We start from the raw sequence: 23,366 nt of genomic DNA on the forward strand, positions 1-23,366 counted from the left end.
CCCTATCGAGGGGAGTGTTCGATTCGAATTTCCGTGACTGTCCCCCACCCCACCCTCAATCCCTCCCCATCAAGGGGAGGGAGGCGCAGACTGAAAGCTCACGGCCCTTTTGCTTCCCTCCCCCTTGAGGGGAGGGACTGAGGGAGGGGGTCGACGAGTTTGGCGCAGAAGCCGCAACGACCCCCTCCCCGGCCCTCCCCTCAAGGGGGAGGGAGGGAAAGAGCCGATGGATTGGGGAGCCCCCTTGATGGGGCGAGGTGAGAAGATCACGTCTCTCGGGCGCTAGTTGTCGTGGTCGCGTGACAGCATGCCGATGAGGATGTCACGGGTGGGCGAAGGGGTTAGTTCGCGCGGCCCCCAGACGTGGTCCTGCAGGAAATGGCCGGTGAGGCGGAAGGCGGCGGCAATGTCGGAGGGGGCGGCGTTGCCGCGGCCGGCGAGGAAGGACGGTAGCGGCAGCAGGCGATCGAGATAGGGCTGGGCGGCGGCGCGGGAGACGGCGCGGCCGGATTTTGGCGAGACGTGGGTGAGATCGCCTGATGTGCCGGTGACGGCGCAGGTGGTGAGATCGAGGCCGTAACCGAGGTCGTCGAGAATGGCGAGCTCGAAGCGGGCGAGTGCGGCGCCGTCGGGGGCATGATCGAGCAGGCCCAGCGCCATGCCGAGCAGGCGATCATGCGGGTCGCGTTCGGGCAAGAGGCGCAGGTGATCGCAGATCAGCTGGCTGGTGTAGAGGCGGGTGCGGTCGCCGATGAGCTGGGCGGCGCGGGCCTGGAGCAATTCGACGGTGAACTGGCCGAGCTGGTCTTCCAGCCGCGCGCGCCAGGTGAGCTGGATGGTGTTGCCGGGTTGGAGAACGGCGGAGAGGCGCCGGCTGCGACCGCCGCGCACCAGGCCCATATGCCGGCCGCGACCGGCCACCATGGCTTCGGCAATGACACTGCTCTCGCCGTGGCGGCGCACACCGATCAGCAGGGCTTCGCCGGTCCATTCCATCTTAGTCCTGATCCGCCCCTTCTGGGTTGGTGCCGTCTTCGAGGCGATTGCGCAGGGTTTCGAGCACTTCGGCGGCGATAGCGATTTTGCTCGCGTCGAGGCCGGCGGCGAGGACATCGACCCAGGGGCGTTGCAGCTTGTGGGCGGCGGCCATGACCTGCTGCCCCCTCGGCGTCAGGCGGACCAGCTTGGCGCGGCGGTGATGGGGATTGTCTTCAAAGGCAACGAAATCCTCGTCGGCCAGCTCGTTGACAATGCGCTGCACGCCCTGACGGGCCAGGCCCATGTCGCGGGCAAGATGGGCAACGGGCTGGGGCGTGCTGGCCATGGCAACGGCGCCCAGTACCTGCCAGCGAGCGCTGGTGAGGCCGAGCGGCGCGATGAGTTGATCCCCGGCGGCGATCAGCCGGCCGTTGGCGCGGAAGATATCGAGGAACAGAGCGCTCAGGGCCATGGATGCCGCTTGATCGTCAGACTTCATGTTGACAACATATAACCAATATGACAATGTATTGTCAATTCAGCAGGGTGTTGCTGAATCAATCCGGGCGGACATTCCGCCCCTGCATGGAGGCGGCTATGAACGCACATACACAATTACAGCATGGTTCGGTTTATCGCATCGACAAGTTCGCAGTGCCGGTGGCGGCGCGGGAGGAATTCCTGGCGCAGATCGAGGAAACCAAGGTGTTTCTCGATACACAGGCCGGGTGCCTGCAAAATCTGGTGCTGGAAGTGCAATCGGGGTCGGATCGCTTCAACTTCCTGACCGTGGTGGAATGGGACAGCGCAGCGGCATTCGAGAAGGCCAAGGCGGCGATGGGCGAGGTGCGGCGCGTCAGCGGTTTTGATCCGCGGGCGTTTCTGGGGCGGTTGGGGGTTGAGGCGGATATGTCCAATTATGGGGTGATTGGGTAGGTCGTGCCACGACCTCGTGGTTCGACAAGCTCACCATGAGGTCTACTCGTATTCCGGTGCAGCATCCCACGCATCTAAGCCTGGGAGGGCGCAGACCCCTCACCCTCGAAAATCCGCTGAACGGGCATTTTCTATCCCTCTCCCTCAAGGGGAGAGGGATAGAAGGGCGGCTAGCCCTTGCCGTGGGGGTATTCCAGGCCCATTTCGCGGTAGCGTTCGGGGTCGTCGCCCCATTTCTCACGGACTTTGACGAATAGAAAGAGGTGGATTGGCACCTCGTACATTTCCATCAGTTCCTTGCGGGCTTCCTGGCCGATGGTTTTGATGGTCTGACCGCCAGCGCCGAGCACGATCTTTTTGTGGCTGTCGCGGGTGACGTAGACGACCTGATCGATCTTGTAGGAGCCGTCCTTCTGGATCTTGAAGCTCTCGGTTTCGACCGTGCAGTTATAGGGGATCTCGTCATGGACGCGCAGAAACAGCTTTTCGCGCGTGATCTCGGCGGCGGTAATGGCCATGGTGAGATCGGTCAGGTGATCCTCGGGGAAGTGCCAGGGCCCGGGCGGGATGTGCTTGATGCACCAATCCATGAAGTCCTGCACGCCATAGCCCTTGAGGGCCGAGATCATGAAGGTGGCCTCGAAATGCAGCTTCTCGTTGAGGGTCTGCGACAGGGCCAGCAGGGCCTCGTTCTTGATGGTGTCGATCTTGTTCAGGATCAGGATTTTGGGGTGGTTGATATTGGCCAGCCCCTCCAGCAGTGATTCAAGATCGGGGGTTATCCCCCTTTCGGCATCAATCAAAAAGGCGACCAGATCGGCATCCCCTGCCCCACCCCAGGCGCTATCGACCATGGCGCGATCGAGCCGACGCTTGGGCGCGAAAATGCCGGGCGTGTCGATGAAGACGAGCTGGGCCTTGTCGAGCGTGACGACGCCACGGACCTGGGACCGGGTGGTCTGGGCCTTGTGGGTGACGATGGAAACCTTGGTGCCGACAAGAGCATTGAGTAGCGTCGACTTGCCGGCATTGGGGGCGCCGACCAGGGCGATGAAGCCGCAGGACGTGTCGGTGAGTTCGGGGAGTGTGGTCATACGGGCTCCTTCCAGACTTTCTGGTGGATAAGGAACAGCTCGGCGGCCTTGTGTTCGGCGATCTTCTTGGAAGGGCCGGTGGCGCTCAGCGTTTCGAAATCACCCAGAGAGACGGAGATGGTGAATTGGGGGGCGTGGTCGGGACCGGTGCGTTCGGTCTGAGTATAGGTGGGGGGCTCGAGGCCACGGGCCTGGGCCCATTCCTGTAGCGTGGTCTTGGCATCGGCCTTGTTGGCGGAGCCATCGGCCAGGAATTCCTCGAACATGCGCTCGACAAATTCATAGGCCTTGTCCAGCCCGCCATCGCAATAGATGGCGCCGATGACGGCTTCGGTGACGTCGCCCAGGATGGCGTCCTTTTCGGCGCCGCCGGTACGCGCTTCGCTATCGCCCAGGTTCATTTCACTGCCCAGATCAAGCTGGCGGGCGATGATGGCGCAGGTTTCCTTGCGCACCAGGGTGTTGAGCGTGCGGCTCAGCTCGCCCTCATTGGCCTTGGGATAGCGGCGATAGAGCATATCGGCCACGACAAGGCCGAGGACGCGGTCTCCTAAGAATTCGAGGCGCTGATAGGAGCGCTCGATACGTTTGGCGGGCGAGACGGCGCTGGAATGGGTGAGTGCGCGATTGAGCAAGTCCGGATCGGCAAAGCGGTAGCCTAGCCGGAACTGGAGCTTGTCGTGATTACGCGCAGCTCGACTCACGGGGTGGCCGTGGTGTCGTAGGGCTGGTCGCTGGAGACGGACTGGAACATCCGGTCCCAACGCACATTGGCCGGCCATTGCCAGATCTGCCAGGGCGGCAGATTGTCCTTGATGGAGAAGAAGCGGGCTTCGGCCTTGGCGATCAGATTGACGGCGGGGACATAGCCGACCTGGCTGAGCACACGGCTATCGGCGGAGCGGTCGCGATTGTCGCCCATCATGAAGTAATGCCCGGCGGGAACGACATATTCCTGGGTATTGTCGAGCGAAGCGTTGTCGGAGATTTCCTGGATGATGTGGGTCGTGCCCTCAGGGAAAGTCTCGCGATAGACGGTGACTTCGCGGGTATCGCCTTCGCTATCGGTGTCCTGCGCCTTACCGAGCTCTTCGCGCTCGATCATGGTGCCGTTGATGTAGAGGCGGCCTTCGCGCATCTGGATGCGATCGCCCGGCAGGCCGACAACGCGCTTGATATATTCGATATTCTGCGGCACCGGGCGGAACACGGCGACATCGCCACGGTTGGGCTCGCGGCCGAAAATGCGGTTGGAGATGGGCAGCTCGAAATCGAGCAGGCTGAAATCGCCATAGCGGCCGAGCGAGAAGGAATGCTTGCCATAGCCCCAGACGAATTTGTTGGCGACGAAGTAGTCGCCAATCATCAGCGTCTGCTGCATGGACGCGGTGGGGATGGAGAACGGCTGATAGAGGAAGGAGCGCAGCACGATGGCGATCAGCAGCGCCTCGACGACGACCACGATGGTTTCCCACCACTCGCTGGCGGCGGACTTCTTGGCGGTTTTGTCGGCGGGCTGGCTCATGAATATCCCCGGGGGAGTGATGCCGAAGCGTTAGGCGTTTGTGACCGCGTGGTCAATTGGCAGCGCCTCGATGATGACGAAGGCTTGAGCAAGCCCGGCGTCATCGGTGATGGTCAGGTGAATGTGGGGAACGTGACCGGGCGGGACAAGCCGGGCCAGTGCCTTGGCGGCCCCATTGGTCAGATGCATGGTCGGTTTGCCCGATGGCAGGTTCACCACGCCCATGTCGCGCCAATAAACGCCGAAATTGAGGCCGGTGCCGAGCGCCTTGGAGCAGGCTTCCTTGGCAGCGAAACGCTTAGCGTATGAGGCAGCGCGCATGGCGCGGCGGTCCGATTTGCGGCGCTCGATCTCGGTGAAGCAGCGATGAGTGAAGCGCTCGCCGAACCGCTCGAGCGTGTGTTCGACGCGGCCGATCTGGCAGAGGTCGGAGCCCAGCCCGATGATCATTTCACCCCCTGAATGCCGCGGCTGCCGGGTTTTACGGCGGGGAGCGCGGCGAGTTCGGGGGGAGTTGGTCGGCGGGGTAAGCGGGGACTTTGAAATCGATGAGCTTGACCAGTGGCACGCCGACATCGGCCTCGCCGCCGGAGCGGTCGATGAGGCAGGCGGCGGCGATGACATTGGCGCCAATGCCGCGCAGCGCCTCGACGCATTCGCGGATGGAGAGGCCGGTGGAGACAATGTCTTCGACCACGATCACCTTGTCGTCGGCGGAGATTTCAAAGCCGCGGCGCAGCTCGAACTTGCCTTCGACGCGTTCGGTATAGAGCGCGGGCAGGTTCATGTGGCGGGCGGTTTCGTAGCCGGGGATGATGCCGCCGATAGCGGGCGAGACGATCTTCGTCGCATTCCCGAAGCCTTCAGCGTGAATCTTGGCGGCCAGCGCCTTGCAGAGCTTTTCGGTCTGGTGCGGATATTGGAAGACCCGCGCCTTTTGCAGGAAGACGGGAGAGCGGAGCCCCGAAGACAGGATGAAATGGCCTTCGAGCATGGCGCCACATTCGCGGAAGATCGCCAGCACTTCATCCTTAGTCATCGTCATTTCTCCGGTCGATATTGCCGTCCCATTCCAGCGTCGAAATCATTGACGCTTCCCGCATGCCCGCGCGCTGGACGGAGGAAAGGCCCGGACTGCGCTTGAGCGTTGCCAGAACATCGGTCAGTTGCGCAAGGTCGCGGACTTCGATTTCGAAGATCATCTGGTGAAAATCAGGCGAAATCATCCGCATCACCAGATTGTTGATATTGGCGTCGCAAGCGGCGATAGCCGAAGAAATCTGCGCGAGTGAGCCCGGACGATTGACCGATTCCATCGAAATCACGGTGGGATAGAGATCTTCCTTGCCAGATAGATTCCAGCGCACATCGACCCAGGCGACGTCGCTGTCATGCAGATCGATCAGCGCATCGGAATGGATGGGATAGACCAGCATGGGCGCGTCGGGCTGCAGAATGCCCACAAGGCGATCGCCGGGTACGACCCCCTCCCCCGAAATGGTGACGGGCATGTGGAAGTCGAGCTGGGCGAGCGCCGCCTTGGCGCGGGTGCCGGAGCGCTGACCGCCCGGCACGCGGAAGCGAAACAGATCGGTGGCGCGCAGGGCGAACCAGCCGTCGGCGGTGTCGGCTACGGGCAGATCGAGCTTGCGGCGGCGTTTGCGCAGGCCCTTGATGCGGGCAAGTTCGGCCGCCAGCGGTTCGGAGCCGACCTTGCCTTCGCCGACGGCGATCAGCAGATCGCGCTTGGACGGGGAACCCAAGGCCTCGGCCAGCGCCTTGGCTTCGCTGTCGTCGAGCATGACGCCTTCGCGCTCGAGCATCATCTTGAGGACGTGCTCGCCCAGGGCAAAGGCGCGCTGGGCGGCGGCGTGCCGCACGGCGCGGCGAATGGCGGCACGAGCCTTGCCGGTTGCGGCGATGCCGATCCAGTTGGATGGCGGCATGTGGTTCTGGTCGCGGATGATCTCGACTTCGTCGCCGCTGCGCAGCTGGGTGACCAGCGGCAGGATGGCGCCGTTGATCTTGGCGCCGACACAGGTATCGCCAATGTCGGTATGCAGCGCATAGGCGAAGTCGATCGGCGTTGCGCCACGCGGCAGGGCAATGAGACGCCCGCGCGGGGTGAAGCAGAACACCTGGTCCTGGAACAGTTCGAGCTTGGTATATTCGACGAAATCTTCGGTCGAGAGGCCCTGAGTCAGGTGGCCGATGGTCTGGCGGAGCGAGCCATAGGCCTGCGACTCGATCTCGATGCGGCCCATATCGGCCGAAGCGCCATCCTTATAGAGGGCGTGGGCCGCGATGCCGAATTCGGCGATGCGGTCCATTTCCTCGGTGCGGATCTGCAGCTCCGCACGCTGGCGACCGGGGCCGACAATGGTGGTGTGGATGGATTGGTAATCGTTGTGCTTGGGGACCGAGATATAGTCCTTGAAGCGTCCGGGCACGACTTTCCACTTGGTGTGGACCACGCCCACCGTGTGGTAGCACTCCTCGATCGAGTTCACGATGACGCGGAAACCGATCATGTCGGAGAGCTGTTCCAGCGCAATCGACTTGCGTTCGATCTTGGAGAAGATCGAGTAAGGCGATTTGACGCGCGCCTTGACGCGGGCAGTGATGCCCTCGGCGGCTAGGCGCTCACTCAGCTCGGTTGAAATGGTCGAAATCGTCTCGCGATATTCGGCCTGCATCTCGTTGAGACGCTCGGTAATGGCGGTGTAGTGGTCGGGCTGGAGAATCTTGAAGGAGATATCTTCCAGCTCGTTGCGCATGTCCTGCATACCCATGCGGCCGGCGAGCGGGGCATAGATATCCATGGTTTCCTGGGCAATACGGGTGCGCTTTTCGGGCGGCATGTATTGCAGGGTGCGCATATTGTGCAGGCGATCGGCCAGCTTGACGAGCAGGACGCGCACGTCCTGGCTGATGGCGAGCAGCAGCTTGCGCAGATTTTCGGCCTGAGCTTCCTCGCGCGAGACCAGATTGAGGCGGTCAATCTTGGTCAGGCCATCGACAATGGCGCCGATTTCCGAGCCGAACAGCTGATCGATCTCGGCGCGGGTGGCGTCGGTATCCTCGATCGTGTCGTGCAGAAGGCCCACGGCGATGGAGGCATCATCGAGCTTGAGCTCGGTCAGGATGGCGGCGACTTCGAGGGGATGATTGAAATAGGGGTCGCCGGACGCGCGCTTTTGCGAGCCATGCTTCTGCATGGCGTACACATAGGCCTTGTTCAACAAATTCTCGTCGGCGTTCGGGTTATAGGCCTGAACGCGTTCGACAAGCTCGTACTGACGCATCATGACTGTAGGGGCCTCACCCGCCTGGGGAGCTTAGCGGTTGGGATAGAAATGAAAAGGGCGTCCGGTGATCCGAACGCCCTCTCCTATACGATAGCTTGAAGCCAGATCAATCGTCGCGGCGTTCCGGCGGCGCGAGGCTTTCGATACCGCGCAGCAATTCTTCTTCGCTGATGGTGTCGAAATTGATCGAGTCGTCGCCATTGGCGCTTTCGATCAGCGGAGCAGCATGCTGCTCGGGCTCGTCGACTTCGACATATTTCTGCAGCGAATGGATCAGGTCTTCGCGCAGGTCTTCCGGCGAAATGGCGCCGTCACCGATTTCACGCAGGGCAACGACCGGATTTTTGTCGTTATCACGGGATACGGTGATCTGAGCGCCGGAGGAAATCATGCGCGCACGATGCGCAGCCATGAGGACGAGATCGAAGCGGTTCTCGATCTTTTCAATGCAGTCTTCAACGGTGACGCGGGCCACGAACGTCTCCAAAACTTATGGAATGAACGCTTCCCATACACGAGAGGTTATCAGGATACAAGGTTTGCACGCACTTGTGCAGGATTGGCTGATTTCAGTGGCGAAAAGGTGAGCGCAGAACGCTTGCGGGGCCTAGAGCAAATGTGCGAATACCGAGTTTAACGGATAAATTGAGCCGCGGAACTTAATTTAGCTGCTTTTTGCCCGCTATCGGGCGCAAGTAATTTTGCAGCCTCGCTGCTGGGTACAGGAGTTCGTCATGCCCATTGATCCGCGCGAAAAAATTGTACTATTCATCGATGGCGCTAATCTCTACGCGACGTCCAAGGCCATCGGCGTGGATATCGACTATCGGCGATTGCTGACCGAGTTCAGCGGCAAGGCCTATTTACTGCGCGCCAATTATTACACCGCGCTGGTGGAGGATCAGGAATATTCCTCGATCCGGCCGCTGATCGACTGGCTGGACTATAATGGCTTCACCGTGGTGACGAAGCCCGCCAAGGAATTCACCGACGCAGCAGGCCGCCGCAAGATCAAGGGCAATATGGATATCGAGCTCTGCGTCGATGCGCTGGAGCTGGCTCCCTATTATGACCACATGGTGCTGTTTTCGGGTGATGGCGACTTCACCGCGCTGGTGGCGTCCCTGCAGCGCAAGGGCAAGCGAGTGACGGTGGTGTCGACGCTGACCACCTCGACACCGATGATTGCCGATGATTTGCGCCGGCAAGCGGACTTTTTCATCGATGTGGCAGATTTGGCCAAAAGCGTGGGACGCCCGCCAAGCACGCGGCCGGTGGTTGCGCCAGCGGCCGTGCCGGTGGTGGATGACGAAACAGACCCGGATTAACGGGCGTTTGGTGAGCTAACCCCGGTTCAGGGTGTTGGATGCACCGGCTGATGCGCCGGGCGGCCGAACGGCAGGCCCGGCGGTGCATTGTCAAAGTCGGTGGATCGACCACCAGGGGGCAGTGCTTCGCCCTCCTCGCAACGAATGAGGATGGCGCCCTGCATGCCGCGCAGTACTGCGCCGAGTTCGGGCGGCAGTTCGGTCACTTCGGCGGGCAGAGCGTTCAGTTGATCGGCGAGCTCTGGAGGCAATTGCCTGGCGGGCCGCAGGCTCGCACTGCAACCGGCTGGGGCATTGCGCAAGGTCACCGCGGCAATGTCGTCCAGGCCGAGCGCGACATAATATTCCGGATCGTAGACCGCTATCTCCAGCTCTTTGCCGATGCGATAGGCCTGGATCGGCACGAGCGAGAACTCGAGGACGGTCCGGCCGCCGACATAGGACATGCGGCTATCGGGGCCGACCTCGAAATGCAGATCGGTCGCCCCCTCCCCGGCATAGGTGTAGAATTCGCGCCGGGCCAGGTCCGCCATGCTGTCGCGCGTCAGCTCCGAGAGCTCGTCGCCGCTGATATTGCCGTCGCCGTTGGTGTCCAGGCCCTGAATCTGCCAGGCGGAGATTGCCCGATCGAAGCTCCAGCGATGCTCGATGGCGATGACATTGCCGGTATTGTCGAAGGCAATCGTCGTCTCCGCATCCACGAAGACATGGGGATGTGCAAAAGCCCATCCAGGAGTGAGCAGCAACGCCGCCAGGGCGAGGCCCGATGAAAGGGCATGAAAACGCAACACTTCTGCCCTAGATAGATTTGCCGGGTCATCCGACTTTAGCAGAGCTGCAAGCATTGAAAAGACTGCGCCAATATCGCCGCCCTGTGGTCGCTCTGCTGACGGCCTGTGCCATAGCGCCGGCTTGGGGCGCATGCGCCATCGCCGCCGAGCTGGTGGTGACGATGAACCAGACGGCCATGACGATCCCCATCGCTGAATATCTGGTGGTGGATTTTGATCTCGACGGGCAGATCGTGCCCATGGGCTTCAGCGACGACCCTGAGATCAGCAAGCGCCGCGCGAGCTTCTTTGCAGCCAACCCCGGCACATTGCCGGCGGTGCAGTTGCGCTACCTGTTTTATCTGGCAAGGGCGGCCTGTAGCGGCGAAGGATTTTTGCTGTCGGCCTGCGAGAGCCGCGACGGCACCGGCACTGCGCAGATTGTGCAGCTGGTGCTTCGTTCGGGCAGCGTTCCCGGCGTGGGTACGCAAATGCTGCGCCCGGCCGAGCTATCACCCGCCGACGTGGAAGGCGAGGTCGTGACATATGACCAGCCGGGCTGGAGCTATATGGAAACGCTGGTGGACGGCAACCGCCTCGCCGCAAGCTGCGCGCCGGCCAAAGAGGCCGGCTGGGGCCTGACTTGCCGACACAGTGCGTCACTGGCCAATGGCATTTTCTACCAGATCGACTTCCTGATGAAGGGGAAGGCCGCAGCCGAGGCGAGTGAAATCCTGCGGGCGAGTCATGCCGCCGCGCAGTCTCTTACTTCGCAATAGCAGGCGCTAGCCGCGCCCGCCCTCTTTCATGATGCGGGATTTGTCGCGGTTCCAGTCGCGGTTGCGCTCGGTTTCGCGCTTGTCGTAGTTCTTCTTGCCCTTGCCCAGGCCGATCAGCACTTTGGCGCGGCCCTGATCGTTGAAGAACAGCTTGAGCGGCACGATGGAATTGCCGGCGCGGGAGACTTCCTGGCCGAGATGGGCCAGTTGCTTGCGCGACACCAGAAGTTTACGCGGGCGCTTTTCTTCGTGGTTGAAGCGGTTGGCCTGCAGATATTCGGGGATATGGGCGTTGATCAGCCACAGTTCGCCCTTTTCGGGCGAGGCGTAGGATTCAGTGATCTGAGCTTTGCCCAGACGCAGCGATTTAACCTCGGTGCCGGTCAGCACAAGGCCGGCCTCGAGAGTGTCGATGATCTCGTAATCATAGCGCGCGCGGCGGTTTTCAGCCACGAGGCCGTGGCTGATTACGCCGTTCTTGGATTTGTCGTTCTTGCTGGCCATAAAGGTTAGATAAGACCTGCATGGCTCAATGCAAAGTCCATCGCTTCTTGCGTTGGCTTGCTGATCGGCAAAAGCGGCAGGCGCAGCTCGTTGGCACAGAGGTTGAGCCGGTTGGCGGCATATTTTGCCGGCGCGGGATTGGGCTCCATGAACAAGTCCTTGTGCAGGTAAGACAGCTTGTCCTGAATGGCCAGGGCGCCCTTGAAATCGCCGGCGAGCGAGAGTTCCTGCAGCTGCGAGCAGAGGCGCGGCGCAATATTGGCGGTGACCGAAATACAGCCATGGCCGCCATGGGCGTTGAAACCCAATGCCGAGCTGTCGTCGCCGGAGAGCAGGATAAAATCCTTGCCGAGCTTGGCGCGCTGCAGGCTGGCGCGCTCCATATTGGCCGTCGCGTCCTTGACGCCAATGATATTGGAATGCGCCTCTGCCAGGCGCGCGATGGTGTCGACGGTGAGGTCGACGGTGGTGCGGCCGGGGACGCTGTAGAGAATGACCGGAATGCCCACGGCACTGGCCACGGCCGAGAAGTGCTGGAACAGCCCTTCCTGGTTGGGCTTGTTATAATACGGCACAACAGAGAGCACGGCATCGGCGCCGGTTTCTTCGGCGAAGCGGGCCAGCGAAACGGCTTCAGCAGTCGAGTTGGAGCCCGCGCCGGCGACCACAGGAACGCGCTTATTGGCGACTTCGACGCAGATTTCGACGACGCGGCGATGTTCCTCGTGGCTGACCGTGGGGCTTTCGCCCGTGGTGCCAACCGGAACCAGGCCGTGTGTGCCCTCGGCGATCTGCCAATCGACAAAGCTCGAGAAGGCTTTCTCGTCCACTGCCCCATTAACGAAGGGAGTGATGAGTGCCGTAATCGATCCTCTGAGCATTTGCCTGGTATTCCTCGGTTTGATGAATGCCACAGTTCAGCCGTGGCGGAGTGTCATAGCCGTTTGATAGCGGCTGATTTGAGTGGCGCACCATAGTTTTTATTGCATGCCATCACAAGGCGGCAGCGACATGACCGGCATCTGACGGGCGGCGGCAACCTGATGTTTACCCAGATGGGGTAACTTTGAGTTAACCGCAAGGATGGGGGTTCTTGCCGGCTGGTTGAATGTGAGCAGCAGGACGGCAGATGGGACACGGCTTTCGAGCGGGCCTCATTGCAGCGGCGCTGGGCGTTTTAAGCATAACCCCAGTGGCCGATGTGATCGTGGCCAATGACACCATTGATAATGTGGTTACCGGCTCGATTGGGAACGGAGCGGCGACGCCTGCCCCGGACAATAAGGGCTCTGCGGCATTCCGCGCAGCGCTGGACCTGCTGGGCAGCGACGATGCGGCTGGCGCCTATCAGGCAGCCCGCGCCCTGCCCGATGCGCTTGAGCGACGCACGGTGCAGTGGGCGGCGATCTACTTCAATCCCGGCAAAGTCGATTATCATTCGGTGCAGCGTTTTGCTGCGGACGCGCCTGATTTTGCGGCCAGCAGTGTTTATCGGACGCGGATTGAGCAGGCGTTGCTCAAGGCCGAGCCTACTGATGCCGATGTCATCGCGGCGCTGGGCGGGGCGGTGCCCAATACGATCGAGGCCCAGGTAATGCTGGCTTCGGCCTATCTGGCCGAGGGGCAGAAGGAGCGGGCAACGCGGCTGGCGCACAGTATCTGGATCGACAATTTTTTGACCCCGGAGCAGGAAAAGACCGTGCTGGACAAGCTCGGCGCCCTGCTCGACCGCGACACGCATTGGGCGCGGGCGATGCATTTGATGATGCATGATCGGGCGCAGGCCAGCGAGCGACTGCTGGAGTTTTTGAGCCCGGCGCAGAGATCGCTGGTGGCGGCGCGGGCGGCCGTGTCGCGCAATGATGCCGACGCCAAGAGGCAACTCGATAGCGTTGATCCCTCGATGCAGTCCAACCCGGTCTTTATCTTTTCGCGAGCGCAGCGGGCGCGGCAATTCGAGCTATGGCAGAGCGCTGTCGATTGGCTCAACAAGGCGCCGGACGAGCTGCCGGATGCGGCTGAGTGGTGGTATGAGCGGCGCGCGCTGATCCGCCAATTGCTCAATGCAGGGCAGCCCAAACTCGCCTATCAGACGGCTTCGGGCTATACCAAGGGGCCGGATGGTCGCGTGGTGGAAGCGCAATTCCATGCGGGCTGGATTGCCCTGTCATTCCTTGATGATGCGGCGGCGGCCAAGCAGCATTTTACCGCGCAAAAGGCCCTGTCCACCCTGCCGGACACAGTCAGCCAGGCCAATTACTGGCTGGCGCGGGCCGACACCAAGCTGGGTGACGCGGTCGGAGCCAAGGCGGCTTATGAGGCTGCGGCGCGCTATGGCAATGTCTATTATGGGCAATTGGCGCGGGCGGAGCTGGGGCACAAGGGCGTGGAAATCCGCCCCCTGCCCCATTGGCAGGATAGCGAGAGCCTGTTCAATGCCAATCCAATCGTGCGCGCAGTTCGCCTCTTGGCGGCCAATGGGCGGCAGAGCATGGCCCTACCGCTGCTGCGCTATTATGGCGAAGGGCTCAAGACCGGTGGCGAGTTGTTGCTGGCGGCGCGGCTGGCGCAGGAGATCGGCGCGCATAATGTCGCGATTCTGATTGCCGATGCGGCCGACAAGCTGGGCGTACCGCTGGATCTGTTCAGTTTTCCTAAGGATGGTTTGCCGGCCGACGCCCAATTGGCGGCCGACCGGGCGGCGGTCTATGCCATTGCGCGGCAGGAATCGATGTTCCAGCTCGACGCGATCTCCACCTCGGGAGCGCGCGGGCTGATGCAGTTGATGCCCGGCACCGCCAAGGAGGTAGCAGGCAAGGTAGGAGTCGATTATTCGGCGAGCCGGTTGATAAGCGACGGGGCTTATAATGCGCTGTTGGGCTCCACGTATCTGGGGACGCAGTTGGAGCGTTATGACGGCTCGCTGGTGCTCGCGGCGGCGGCCTATAATGCGGGGCCGGGCAATGCGAATAAATGGATTGCCGCTTATGGTGATCCACGCGCCGAGAATGTCGATCCGGTGATCTGGGTGGAACTGATCCCCTTCCAGGAGACACGGAAATATGTGCAGCGCGTGCTGGGCAATTACCTGGTCTATCGCGAACGGCTGGGCGATGGCGGGCTGACGCTGCAAGAAGCGTTGCGGACAATCCGGTGATGAATGCCGGATTTCGCTTGAGGCCAATGCGGCCCCTTCCCTAAATGATGGCCATGGCCCGCAAACGCACAATTCCCGACGATCATCCAGCTTTCGCAGCCCTGCCGGTGACCCGGGTGAGCGTGTCGGCCGGGCATTTGCGGGCGGCGGTCCATATTTCGGGGCGGCTTTCCAGCCAGCGGCTGCCGGTGGTGTGCATCCCCGGTTATCAGCGCAATATGAGCGATTTTACCGAGTTTACGGCCTATTTCCAGCGCATGGGCGGCGGCAATTGGCCGGTAGTGTTGCTGGATTTGCCGGGCCGCGGGCGCGCCGATGATCGGGCACGACCGCAGGATTATAACTCACTGGCCGATGCGCGGGACGTTGCCAGCATATTGCCGGCATTGGGGATCGAGCGGGCGGTGATTTTAGGCCAGGGGCATGGCGGACAGGTGGCCATGGCGCTGGCCAAGGACCATCCGCTGCTCGTCGCCGGAACGGTGCTGCTGGACGCGGGGCCGGTGACGGATTCACGCGGCATTGTGCGGCTGCGCAGTAATCTCAAGCATGTCGAAAGTCTGCGCGGCAGCAAGTTCGTGACTGCGGGCTTCCGCCGCATGCTGAGCGGGGATTATCCGGGCCTGCCGGAAGCGCGGCTGGATGGGCTGATGGGGCGCAGCCATGTGATCGATCGTCGTGGGCGGGCACGACCGCTTTACGATGCGCGGCTGATCGAGGCGCTGGGCAGCATCAATTTCGACGATGTTCTGGTGGCGCAATGGCCGCTGTTCGACGCGCTACGCTGCGCGCCACTGATGTTGCTGCGCACGCAATTGACCGATCAATTGCGCCGCGAGACCTTTGACGAGATGCAACGACGGCGGCCTGACGCCCTCGCGCTGACCATTGCCGGGCAAGGCTCGCCTGCCCTATTCGATCAGCGCGATGAGATCGAGGCTGTTGCCGACTTCGTCATTCGCACCAGCCGAGCGGCGTTGGGCCGCGCGGCTTAGGACCAATCGACATTCAACTGATGCTGGCCTGCAAATGGAGGTTTTCTGCGTTTCCGGTGCTCACGTACCCAAAAGTACGCTGCGCGCCGGTTCTCGAAAACCACCATATTCGCTGGCGCGGACCTTCGGTTCGGCTCAGCCTGAGTGAATGTCGATTGGTCCTAGCGCTCCTAATAGTGTTCCGGCAGCACAGTGACGACGATGCGCCGGTTCAGGCGTTTGCCCGCAGGCGTTTCGTTGTCGGCGATCGGGCTGGCTTCGCCATAGCCGACCGCATAGAGGCGGTCTGGATTGACACCGCGGGTGATCAGGGCGGCAATAACGGCCTCGGCACGGGCCACCGAGAGGGCCAGGTTGGACGCTTCATCGCCATCCGCATCGGTATGGCCTTCGATGTGCACGACGGCATCGGGGCAAGCAGAGAGGTCGGCGGCCAATTCATCAAGTGCGGGTTCGGACTCCGCAGTGATAATGGCGGCGCCGGATTGGTAGAGGATCGCGTTGCGGGCAGAGAAATCGGCGAGCGGCGCTACACAGGCGGCGACGTCGGCGGTACCGGTCGACGGTGTTACGGGAGCGGCGACCGCGGGAACGGCGACTGGTTCGGGAATGGCGATAGTGGCCGTCCATTCGGCGGGGTTCGCCGCAGCGGCAATAGCCGCCTTGATGGCCTCGGCTGTGACGCTATCGGGCGCAGTGCCGGACAAGGCCCAGGCATCGGCGCTGTAGTTCAACCGTCCATCGGTCAGTCGGGTGAGTTGCTGCAGGCCGAGTTGGGCATTGGCGACAAAATCGTCCGGGGCGCCGGGCGCGACGGAGAGAGCGTCGATGGAACCGCCAGTCTGGGTGGCAAGCGCCTGCAGATCGGCATCGGAGGGAACCTGGCCGCTCAGGACAGTCTGTCCTTCAGTGCGCGTTGCCGAGAAGGTATAGGCCGGGTCGGTAGTTACCGGATTCTGCTCCGGATCTGGTGCCGGAGTTTCAGCCGCAGGCTCGGGGGGAGTCTCGGGCGCAGTTGGCGTAACGACCGGCGCAGCGGTTGCAACGGTGGCCGCGGGTGCAGCTATGGCCATGGACCAGCCGGCGGCGGCAAGCTGCTTGTTGGTGAACTCGGCTTCGATCGCGCCCTTGTCCTCCGGCGATCTCGCTGTGCCGGTCAATGTCCAGGCGGAGCCTTGCAGCTCAATCTTGCCCTCGGACAGACGCTGCAGCAAAGCCAAGCCGGTCTGCGCCGATCCGCTGAAGCCGTTGGGTGCTCCAGAGGCGTAGGTCATGCCGGTTCGCGCATTGGCACCGGCTCTGGCCAACAACGCCGCTTCATCGTCCGGGGTGGGCACGGACCCGGACAGCATGACGGCACCATCGGCAGATTTTACGGCCGTCCAGGCGAAGTTGGTGGCGACGGGCGCAGTGATCTCGGCTTGGGCAAGAACGAGGCCCTGCGGCGCACCGGCGGAGACGGTGTTGCGGAGGGCCTGATAATCGGCACTGGAGCGGGCTATGCCACTGATCGTAATGACGTTCTGGCGCAAGGCGAAGCGGCCCGCGCTCATGCGGGCCAGCACCGAAAGGCCAAAGTCGACAGCTGGTCGATAATTGCCGGGCGCCCCGCTTCCCAGTTTGAGCCACGAAATATCAGCGCCCTGGAACTGGCGCAGGGCTTGCCGGGTAGCGTCGTCAGGCGCGTAGCCGTCGAAGACGATGGTCCCACCGGGCTGCAGCGTAGCGCTCACCCAATAATCGGCAACGCGCGGCGCATCGAGGGTGACGATACTGCCACCGGATTGGAGCTGTGCCAGGATGAGCGGGGCAGGATCAAGGCGCTGGGCACCATCATTGGCGGCTGCGCTCGTGAGACAAATGGCTGTTGTCGCCAGAGCCATGGCTAGCCCCGGCGCGACCCATTTGATGAGGTCCTTGATCATGCCCGTTCCAAAAAGAGAGTTCCGCAATTGGCGGCAAACCTAGAGCATTTCGTCTGGCTTTGGAACGAAAATGCGCGGGTTAAGTGGTTGGATTTTATGTCTGATTCAGATGTTGAACGCTGTCGGGTGACAGGAGGTGAGCGAAGCGGCGAATCATACCTTGCTAGCGCTAGGGAAGGAAACGGAGGTTCCCGCTTTCGCGGGAATGACAGTGTGGTGGCGGAATGAAAGTGTGTGGGAACGGCGCCGCGGAAGACGTCCGCCCGAAGGGTAGCGCGCGGCAAAAAGAAAGGCCCGGCAGAGCCGGGCCTTTCCCAATCCAAAAGAAGGATCGACGATTAGTCGAAGGTCTTCTCGGCAGTGAACGAGACCTTGTAGGCGCTTTCGGTGGTGACTTCGCCCTTGAGGCTGGAAGTGAAACCGCCGCCAGGAGCCCACTTCAGGCCCAGAGCACCGTAACCAACGCTGTCGGTAGCACCGGCAAAACCGATTTCGACGCCATTGCCAAAGTAACCACCAACTTCACCGGTGACTTCGATGGTTTCGGTGACGGCAGCAATGAGCTGAGCCGCAACCTGAACGGTATCTTCGTCGAGAGTGTCGTTGCGGAACCAACGGCTGCCGAGGTTGATCTTGATGCCATCGGTAACAGCGAAGCCAACCGAACCACCAACACCGTAGCCTTCAATGCCGTAGGCATCAACATATTCACCCGACAGAGCGACGGTGAACATATCAAAACCAGCTTCGGCCGAGATCAGAGCATGGAGCTTGTCGTCGTCCAACACCTCGCTGTAGAGGTAACCCAGAGCAGCGCGAACCTTGAACTGCTCAAAGGTACCCGTGGCACCGGCGTGGATGCCGTAGAAATCGGCTTCGCCGTCGAGGATACCGCCGGTGAAACCGGTCAGATGGGCAGTGACGGCTTCGCCAGCATAGCTGACAACACCGACAAGGGTACCGGCCAGATCAGATTCCGTGCCGACTTCATCGATGACGCCGTCGCCATCGGTGTCGTACGACACAGAATAGCCGCCATCAAGGTTTTCGAGGCCGACGCCAACCGAAACGCCGTTGCCGAGATCGGAAACGACCTGGATGACATGACCGCCGAAACCGTCTTCATCGCCTTCAAGCAGAATGCCGTTGTCAACTTCGTTGTAACCAAAGGTACGCAGGAAGTTGAAGGGCTGGGAATCACCGAAGTTACCGATGGTGCTCTTCTTACCGGCCATCAGAACGGTCGAGTCACCAACTGAAACGTAGGCTTCATTGATCAGCTTGCTGGCATCTTGCTGCGGGTTATCGCCGTGAGGAACGACTGCACCTTCATTCTGAACGTCGTAACGATCATTGAACTCAAGTTTCAGGACAGCCTTAGCCGTACCGAAGTCGCTATCAGCCGACCCAACAAACTTCAGCCAAGCCTGGGTCTTTGAACGCCAATCCATCTCGCCATCAGGGCCCGAACCGGCGCCGATGATGTTGATCTTGCCGTTGTCGATACCGCCACCTGCGAGGATGCTGTCGGTCAGACCGACAACGCCCAGGATCGGCTCGTCCTTGTAGTCGCCCCAGTAGAATTCATACTTCACGCCGCCCGAAATCTGCAGGCAGTTGGTGTCCGACGAGATCGTCAGGCCCGAGATGCCGAGCGAGTCGCAGACGTCCAGCGACGTCAGCACGCCCAGATCGGCTGCATAGCCAGCGGTCGAGAGACCAGCAGCGGCAATAGAACCGAGGATAAGGCTCTTGAGTTTCATTATTTGACCTCCAAAGTCAGTCATTCTTGGTGCCGGTTACCCAGCGGTTTGCCGTAACGCGACCACACTATCGTGGTGCAGTGTGTTGCCGTCGCGTTGCGACCGACAAACGATCCCATGCATGGATTCGCAAGACCCACTCTACGCATGCAAACTTTGGACGCAATCGAACAAAGCCGGTTTTGGGGCCGCCACAATATGGTTCCCCCCCAATGTTGCAGATTCAACACACAGGCGGTAATCACTCGTTAAGGCGGGTGAATCCGGGGTTAAATTTTCTATCTTTTGAAGGGGTTAACAGGCTCTTGCCGTCATAAACGGGCAAAGTTATGCCCTTGGCGGGCTTTCACGCCGCCCATAAGGTCGCCGCAATGCCGTGGCGGGAATGTGCCGAAATCGGGACGCAATGGGGCAGCTCGCTGCCGGCAACGGGGAACATGCATGACACATCGGGACAAAGTCGCTGTTATTACTGGGGGTAGCTCGGGGATCGGCCGGGCGGCGGCGATCGGCTTTGCCAAGGCGGGATACCGGGTGGCGATCTGCGGGCGGCGTGCGGAGGCCCTGGAAGCAGTGGCGGCGGAAACCGGCGCCTATTGGGCGACGTGCGACGTGACGGACCCGGCGCAGGTGGCGCATTTCTTTACCGGGCTGCGGGCGCACCATCCCCATATCGACGTGGTGTTCAACAATGCCGGACGCTTTGCGCCGGCCCTGCCCTTCGGGGATATCGATGTGCCGACCTGGCGCGAAATGATCGATACCAACCTCAATGGCGCCTTCTATATCGCGCGCGAGGCATTTCGGGCGATGCGGGACCAGAGCCCGCAGGGCGGCCGGATCATCAACAATGGCTCGATCTCGGCGCATGCGCCCCGGCCGGGCGCGGCGAGCTATACGACGTCCAAGCACGCGATCACCGGGCTGACCAAGGCGATTTCACTGGATGGACGGGCATTCAACATTGCCTGCGGGCAGATCGATATCGGCAATGCGGCGACGGACATGACCAGCCACATGAATTCGGGCTCGCTGCAGGCCAATGGCACGATCATGCCGGAGCCGACATTCGATGTGGCCCACGTCGTGGATGCGCTGCTCTATATGAGCGGGCTGCCGCTGAGCGCCAATGTGCAGTTCATGACGGTGATGGCGACGACCATGCCCTATATCGGGCGAGGCTAAAGGCCCCCTGCCTGGTACACTGCCGCGCCCGATATCCAGGTGGAGCGGACATGGCGGCTGGCGTCGAGGTGAACGAAGTTTGCTGCTGCGCCAGGACGGAGATGGCCATAGTCCGCGGCGATCCCCATGGCTTGGGCTGGGTAGAGCGAGGCCATGCGCAAGGCCTCATCGAGGGGCAGGCCCATGCTGGTGTGCATGAACTCGACGGCGTCGATCATATCGAGGTCAGCGCCGGCCAGCGTGCCATCGGCAAGGCGCAAGGCGCCGTCGGAACGGGTTATGGTTCGGCCGTTCAGCGTCAATGTCTTGATGTCGGTGCCGGTTTGGGACATGGCGTCGGTGACCAGGAAGATGCGGCCGGGACCGGATTTGGCGCGGAGCGCGACGTCGATCGAGCCGGAATGGACGTGAATGCCGTCGGCGATCAGGCCGGCGAAGACGGTGCCATGCGCAAGGACGGCGCCGACGACGCCGGGTTCCCGGTTGCCGAGCTGGCTCATGGCGTTGAAGAGATGGGTGGCCATGCTGGCGCCGGCGGTGAAGGCCGCGGCGGCTGTAGCAGCACCCGCGTCGGAATGACCGATGCTGACTATGATACCAGCGGCGGACAGGGCCGCGATCTGGGCCGGGGTGACGGTTTCGGCAGCGACGGTGCAGAGCAGGTTCGGCACCTGAGTGCGCGCGGCGAGCAGACGGGCCAGATCGGCCTCATCCATTGGGCGGATCAGAGCCGGGTCGTGGGTGCCCTTGCGGGCGACGGAGAGGTGGGGCCCCTCGAGGTGAAGGCCCAGGAAGCCAGGGACACGCTGCGCGGTTGCGGCGGCGCCGGCGGCGATGGCGCGGATATTGACCTCGACAGTGTCGGTAATCAGCGTGGGCAGGAGCGCGGTGGTGCCGAATTGGGCGTGCGCGGCGCAGATGGTGCGGATGCCCTCAAGCGTGGGGTCATTGTTGAACAGCACGCCGCCGCCGCCATTGACCTGCAGATCGATAAAGCCGGGCACCAGCATGCCGCCGGCCAAATGGGCGGTTTCGGCATTGGTGGGAATAGCGCTCGCCTCAACGATGCCACTGACCTGGCCGAACTCGATCAGCAGGGCTGCGTCGTCCTGCCAATCGTGCCCATCGAAAATGCGGGCGCCTGTTACCGCGAGAAGGTCGCTCATACCGTCTCGGTCACCTTTTTGAGCAGGCGCGGCTCATCGGGGTTGAGGCCGCGATGGCGGGCGAGCGCTTCAACGAAGCCATAGAAGGAGACGATGAGGGCCAGCGGGTCGGTGATGGGATGGCTGGTGGGCGCGAAGGGCAGACGCGTGGCCGGGCCGGCCAGATCACTGGTGAGGAAGGCCAGGGCGCCCTGCCCGGCCAGCTTGTGCGCCATTTCGGCGACGGAGGGCTCGGCGGCATCACGAGCGGCCAAGGCCAGCACGGGATAGCCCGGCGTGACGATGGAGACCGGACCATGCATCACTTCGGCGGAGCTATAGGATTCGGCCTGGACGCCGCAGGTTTCCTTGAACTTGAGGGCCGCTTCATTGGCGATGGCCCAGCCGGGACCGCGCCCGAGGACATAGAGCGCATTGTGGCCATCGAGCGCGCCGATCAGTTCGGACCAATCGCAGGCGACCGCGGCGGCCAGCGATTCCGGCAAAGTGTGGACCGCACGGGAAAGGTCGGCGTCACCGCTCCACTCGGCCAGCAAAGCGAGGCCTGCAACGGTGGAACTGGCGAAGGTTTTGGTGGCGGCAACCGATTTTTCGACGCCGGCATGCAGGTCGATGGTGAAATCGGCGCTTTCGGCCAGAGGCGAGGTGGCGGTGTTGGTAATGGCAATCGTAGTAGCGCCACCGCGCTTGGCGGATTGAGCCATGCCGACAATGTCGGGACTTTTGCCGGACTGGGAGATGGCGATGGCCACGGCGCGATCAAGCCGGAGTTGCTTGTTGTAGATCGAGGCAATCGAGGGACCGATGGAGGCGACCGGCAGGCCCAGCGTCAGTTCGATGGCGTATTTGAGATAGGCGGAGGCATGGTCGGATGAGCCGCGCGCCACGGTGGCGACCAGCGATGGATTCCGGTCCCGCAAGGCGGCGGCAGCGGCGGTGATGACCGGCGTGCTCTTGTCGAGAAAATTGGCCACGGCGCTCGGGATCTCCTCGATCTCGCGGCGCATATGGGTCTGGTTAGTCATGGTTTGGCGGCTCCATTGGACGGCGTGTCCCCGATCCGCAGTTCGGCGACGAAGTCATAGGTATCGCCCCGATAAATGGAGCGGGTGAATTCGATGACCCGGCCGGAGGCCAGGTAGGATGTGCGCTCAATGTTGAGACTGGCCGAGCCGGGGGCAACCTGCAGCAGATCGGCATCTTCGGCGCCCAGATTGGCGGCCCTGATGCGCTGGATGGCCCGGATGGGCCGATTGCCGGAACGTTCGAGCAACTTGTAGAGCGAGTCCGAAACGACAGCCGGATCAGGCAGGACCCGCGCCGAAAGGCTCGCCCGCTCGATGGCTAGCGGGGTATCGCCGGTGAGCCGCAGGCGGGCGATGCGGGAGACATGCTCGCCGGGCGACAGGCCAAGGATGACGGTTTCTTCCGGCGAGGGCAGGTAGAGGCCGCGATCTAGCCATTCGGAGCGCACCGCCATGCCGCGGCGAGCCATGTCTTCGGTGAAGGAGGTGAGCTGGGATAGTGATTGCTCGACGCGCTGCGGTTGGGGGGCGACGAAGGTGCCCGAGCCGTGCCGCTGCACGAGAACGCCATCCTGCACCAGTTGCAGCACTGCCTTGCGGACGGTGACGCGGGACACATCGACCTTGAGCGCCAGATCGCGCTCGGAGGGCAGCGCATCGCCAGGGCTGATGGCCCCCTTGTTGATGGCGTCCTCGATCCAGCGCTTGAGCTGGAGATAAAGCGGGCCGCCAGTGGGCAGGACCACCGGGCCATCGAAAAACAAACTATTGGTCAGGTCAGCCACGGCTCCCCCGCATAAGACGCTAGCGCTTGCCCGCATCAAGATACCAATAAAATACCATTCACCAAGCCAAAAATGACTCCTGAGGGCGATTGGCCGGGCATAAGCGGAAAATTCCCTGTCGTTTCGGCAAAGCGACGCTGCCG

22 protein-coding genes and 1 pseudogene are annotated in these 23,366 nt (G+C 62.0%); 6 read left to right on the top strand and 17 right to left on the bottom strand.

The genetic code is table 11. The features are described from left to right. Positions 1–282: 282 nt before the first annotated feature. Both recO and N8A98_RS21790 read right to left on the bottom strand, forming a co-directional pair. Positions 283–996 carry a DNA repair protein RecO gene (gene recO, locus N8A98_RS21785; RefSeq protein ID WP_262168440.1) on the bottom strand — a complete coding sequence of 238 codons (714 nt, stop codon included), beginning with the start codon at positions 994–996 and terminating at the stop codon, positions 283–285. A 1-nt stretch (position 997) separates the two neighbouring features. Further along, positions 998–1,450, bottom strand: a complete 453-nt coding sequence (locus N8A98_RS21790) for a MarR family winged helix-turn-helix transcriptional regulator (RefSeq protein WP_262168442.1) — start codon at positions 1,448–1,450, stop codon at positions 998–1,000. 125 nt (positions 1,451–1,575) lie between these two features. On the opposite strand from N8A98_RS21790, the gene N8A98_RS21795 reads away from it, so the two are divergent. Beyond that, entirely contained in the window at positions 1,576–1,914 is a 339-nt protein-coding gene (locus N8A98_RS21795; RefSeq protein WP_262168443.1) for an antibiotic biosynthesis monooxygenase, read from the top strand. 170 nt (positions 1,915–2,084) lie between these two features. Here N8A98_RS21795 and era read toward each other — a convergent pair whose 3' ends face one another. From era to rpoZ, 7 genes and pseudogenes are all read right to left on the bottom strand, one after another. Then, a complete protein-coding gene (era, locus tag N8A98_RS21800) occupies positions 2,085–3,008 on the bottom strand; it encodes a GTPase Era (RefSeq protein ID WP_262168445.1) in 924 nt (307 codons plus the stop codon). Further along, complete coding sequence (gene rnc, locus N8A98_RS21805; RefSeq protein ID WP_262168447.1) at positions 3,005–3,712, bottom strand: ribonuclease III; 708 nt, start codon at positions 3,710–3,712, stop codon at positions 3,005–3,007. The genes era and rnc overlap by 4 nt, the downstream gene beginning before the upstream one ends. After that, positions 3,709–4,533, bottom strand: coding sequence for a signal peptidase I (lepB, locus tag N8A98_RS21810; RefSeq protein ID WP_262168448.1), 825 nt, complete (start codon positions 4,531–4,533; stop codon positions 3,709–3,711). Before lepB ends, rnc begins: the two co-directional genes overlap by 4 nt. Positions 4,534–4,563: 30 nt before the next feature. Then, entirely contained in the window at positions 4,564–4,983 is a 420-nt protein-coding gene (gene acpS, locus N8A98_RS21815; RefSeq protein WP_113121632.1) for a holo-ACP synthase, read from the bottom strand. Continuing rightward, positions 4,980–5,572, bottom strand: a pseudogene (gene pyrE / locus N8A98_RS21820) (orotate phosphoribosyltransferase). The gene acpS and the pseudogene pyrE overlap by 4 nt, the downstream one beginning before the upstream one ends. Then, positions 5,565–7,841, bottom strand: a complete 2,277-nt coding sequence (locus N8A98_RS21825) for a RelA/SpoT family protein (protein WP_262168450.1) — start codon at positions 7,839–7,841, stop codon at positions 5,565–5,567. The pseudogene pyrE and the gene N8A98_RS21825 overlap by 8 nt, the downstream one beginning before the upstream one ends. Positions 7,842–7,947: 106 nt before the next feature. Continuing rightward, on the bottom strand, positions 7,948–8,316 hold the full coding sequence (gene rpoZ, locus N8A98_RS21830) for a DNA-directed RNA polymerase subunit omega (RefSeq protein ID WP_035097740.1): 369 nt from the start codon (positions 8,314–8,316) through the stop codon (positions 7,948–7,950). Between the two features lie 259 nt (positions 8,317–8,575). On the opposite strand from rpoZ, the gene N8A98_RS21835 reads away from it, so the two are divergent. Next, the gene (locus N8A98_RS21835; protein ID WP_262168452.1) at positions 8,576–9,169 is read left to right on the top strand and encodes a LabA-like NYN domain-containing protein; all 594 of its coding nucleotides are present in this window, start codon (positions 8,576–8,578) and stop codon (positions 9,167–9,169) included. A gap of 26 nt (positions 9,170–9,195) precedes the next feature. Here N8A98_RS21835 and N8A98_RS21840 read toward each other — a convergent pair whose 3' ends face one another. Further along, positions 9,196–9,957 (bottom strand): DUF1007 family protein, encoded by a 762-nt coding sequence (locus N8A98_RS21840; protein ID WP_262168453.1) that lies wholly within the window; start codon positions 9,955–9,957, stop codon positions 9,196–9,198. Between the two features lie 164 nt (positions 9,958–10,121). Here N8A98_RS21840 and N8A98_RS21845 point away from each other — a divergent pair, with 164 nt between their 5' ends. After that, positions 10,122–10,718 (top strand): hypothetical protein, encoded by a 597-nt coding sequence (locus N8A98_RS21845; RefSeq protein WP_262168455.1) that lies wholly within the window; start codon positions 10,122–10,124, stop codon positions 10,716–10,718. A gap of 6 nt (positions 10,719–10,724) precedes the next feature. Here the strand turns inward: N8A98_RS21845 and smpB are convergent, their stop codons facing one another. Further along, positions 10,725–11,222, bottom strand: coding sequence for an SsrA-binding protein SmpB (gene smpB / locus N8A98_RS21850; RefSeq protein ID WP_052153155.1), 498 nt, complete (start codon positions 11,220–11,222; stop codon positions 10,725–10,727). A 5-nt stretch (positions 11,223–11,227) separates the two neighbouring features. Then, positions 11,228–12,103, bottom strand: a complete 876-nt coding sequence (gene dapA / locus N8A98_RS21855; protein WP_262168458.1) for a 4-hydroxy-tetrahydrodipicolinate synthase — start codon at positions 12,101–12,103, stop codon at positions 11,228–11,230. Positions 12,104–12,351: 248 nt separating this feature from the next. Here dapA and N8A98_RS21860 point away from each other — a divergent pair, with 248 nt between their 5' ends. Both N8A98_RS21860 and N8A98_RS21865 read left to right on the top strand, forming a co-directional pair. Continuing rightward, positions 12,352–14,379, top strand: coding sequence for a lytic transglycosylase domain-containing protein (locus tag N8A98_RS21860; protein WP_262168460.1), 2,028 nt, complete (start codon positions 12,352–12,354; stop codon positions 14,377–14,379). A 53-nt stretch (positions 14,380–14,432) separates the two neighbouring features. Continuing rightward, entirely contained in the window at positions 14,433–15,374 is a 942-nt protein-coding gene (locus N8A98_RS21865; RefSeq protein WP_262168461.1) for an alpha/beta fold hydrolase, read from the top strand. Positions 15,375–15,544: 170 nt separating this feature from the next. On the opposite strand, the gene N8A98_RS21870 is transcribed toward N8A98_RS21865, so the two are convergent. Both N8A98_RS21870 and N8A98_RS21875 read right to left on the bottom strand, forming a co-directional pair. Then, positions 15,545–17,299, bottom strand: a complete 1,755-nt coding sequence (locus N8A98_RS21870; RefSeq protein WP_262168463.1) for an OmpA family protein — start codon at positions 17,297–17,299, stop codon at positions 15,545–15,547. A 338-nt stretch (positions 17,300–17,637) separates the two neighbouring features. Then, the gene (locus N8A98_RS21875; RefSeq protein ID WP_262168465.1) at positions 17,638–19,062 is read right to left on the bottom strand and encodes a hypothetical protein; all 1,425 of its coding nucleotides are present in this window, start codon (positions 19,060–19,062) and stop codon (positions 17,638–17,640) included. A gap of 441 nt (positions 19,063–19,503) precedes the next feature. Between N8A98_RS21875 and N8A98_RS21880 the strand changes: the two genes are divergently transcribed. Then, the gene (locus tag N8A98_RS21880) at positions 19,504–20,247 is read left to right on the top strand and encodes an SDR family oxidoreductase (RefSeq protein WP_262168467.1); all 744 of its coding nucleotides are present in this window, start codon (positions 19,504–19,506) and stop codon (positions 20,245–20,247) included. Here N8A98_RS21880 and nagA read toward each other — a convergent pair. From nagA to N8A98_RS21895, 3 genes are read right to left on the bottom strand one after another with little or no spacing between them, the layout of a single operon-like run. Further along, positions 20,244–21,413, bottom strand: coding sequence for an N-acetylglucosamine-6-phosphate deacetylase (nagA, locus tag N8A98_RS21885; protein WP_262168468.1), 1,170 nt, complete (start codon positions 21,411–21,413; stop codon positions 20,244–20,246). The genes N8A98_RS21880 and nagA overlap by 4 nt on opposite strands. After that, a complete protein-coding gene (locus tag N8A98_RS21890) occupies positions 21,410–22,438 on the bottom strand; it encodes an SIS domain-containing protein (protein ID WP_262168470.1) in 1,029 nt (342 codons plus the stop codon). Before N8A98_RS21890 ends, nagA begins: the two co-directional genes overlap by 4 nt. Further along, complete coding sequence (locus N8A98_RS21895; RefSeq protein WP_262168472.1) at positions 22,435–23,223, bottom strand: GntR family transcriptional regulator; 789 nt, start codon at positions 23,221–23,223, stop codon at positions 22,435–22,437. The genes N8A98_RS21890 and N8A98_RS21895 overlap by 4 nt, the downstream gene beginning before the upstream one ends. Positions 23,224–23,366 lie beyond the last annotated feature (143 nt).

It is taken from the genome of Devosia neptuniae, assembly GCF_025452235.1.
In the GTDB taxonomy this organism is placed as follows: Bacteria; Pseudomonadota; Alphaproteobacteria; order Rhizobiales; family Devosiaceae; genus Devosia.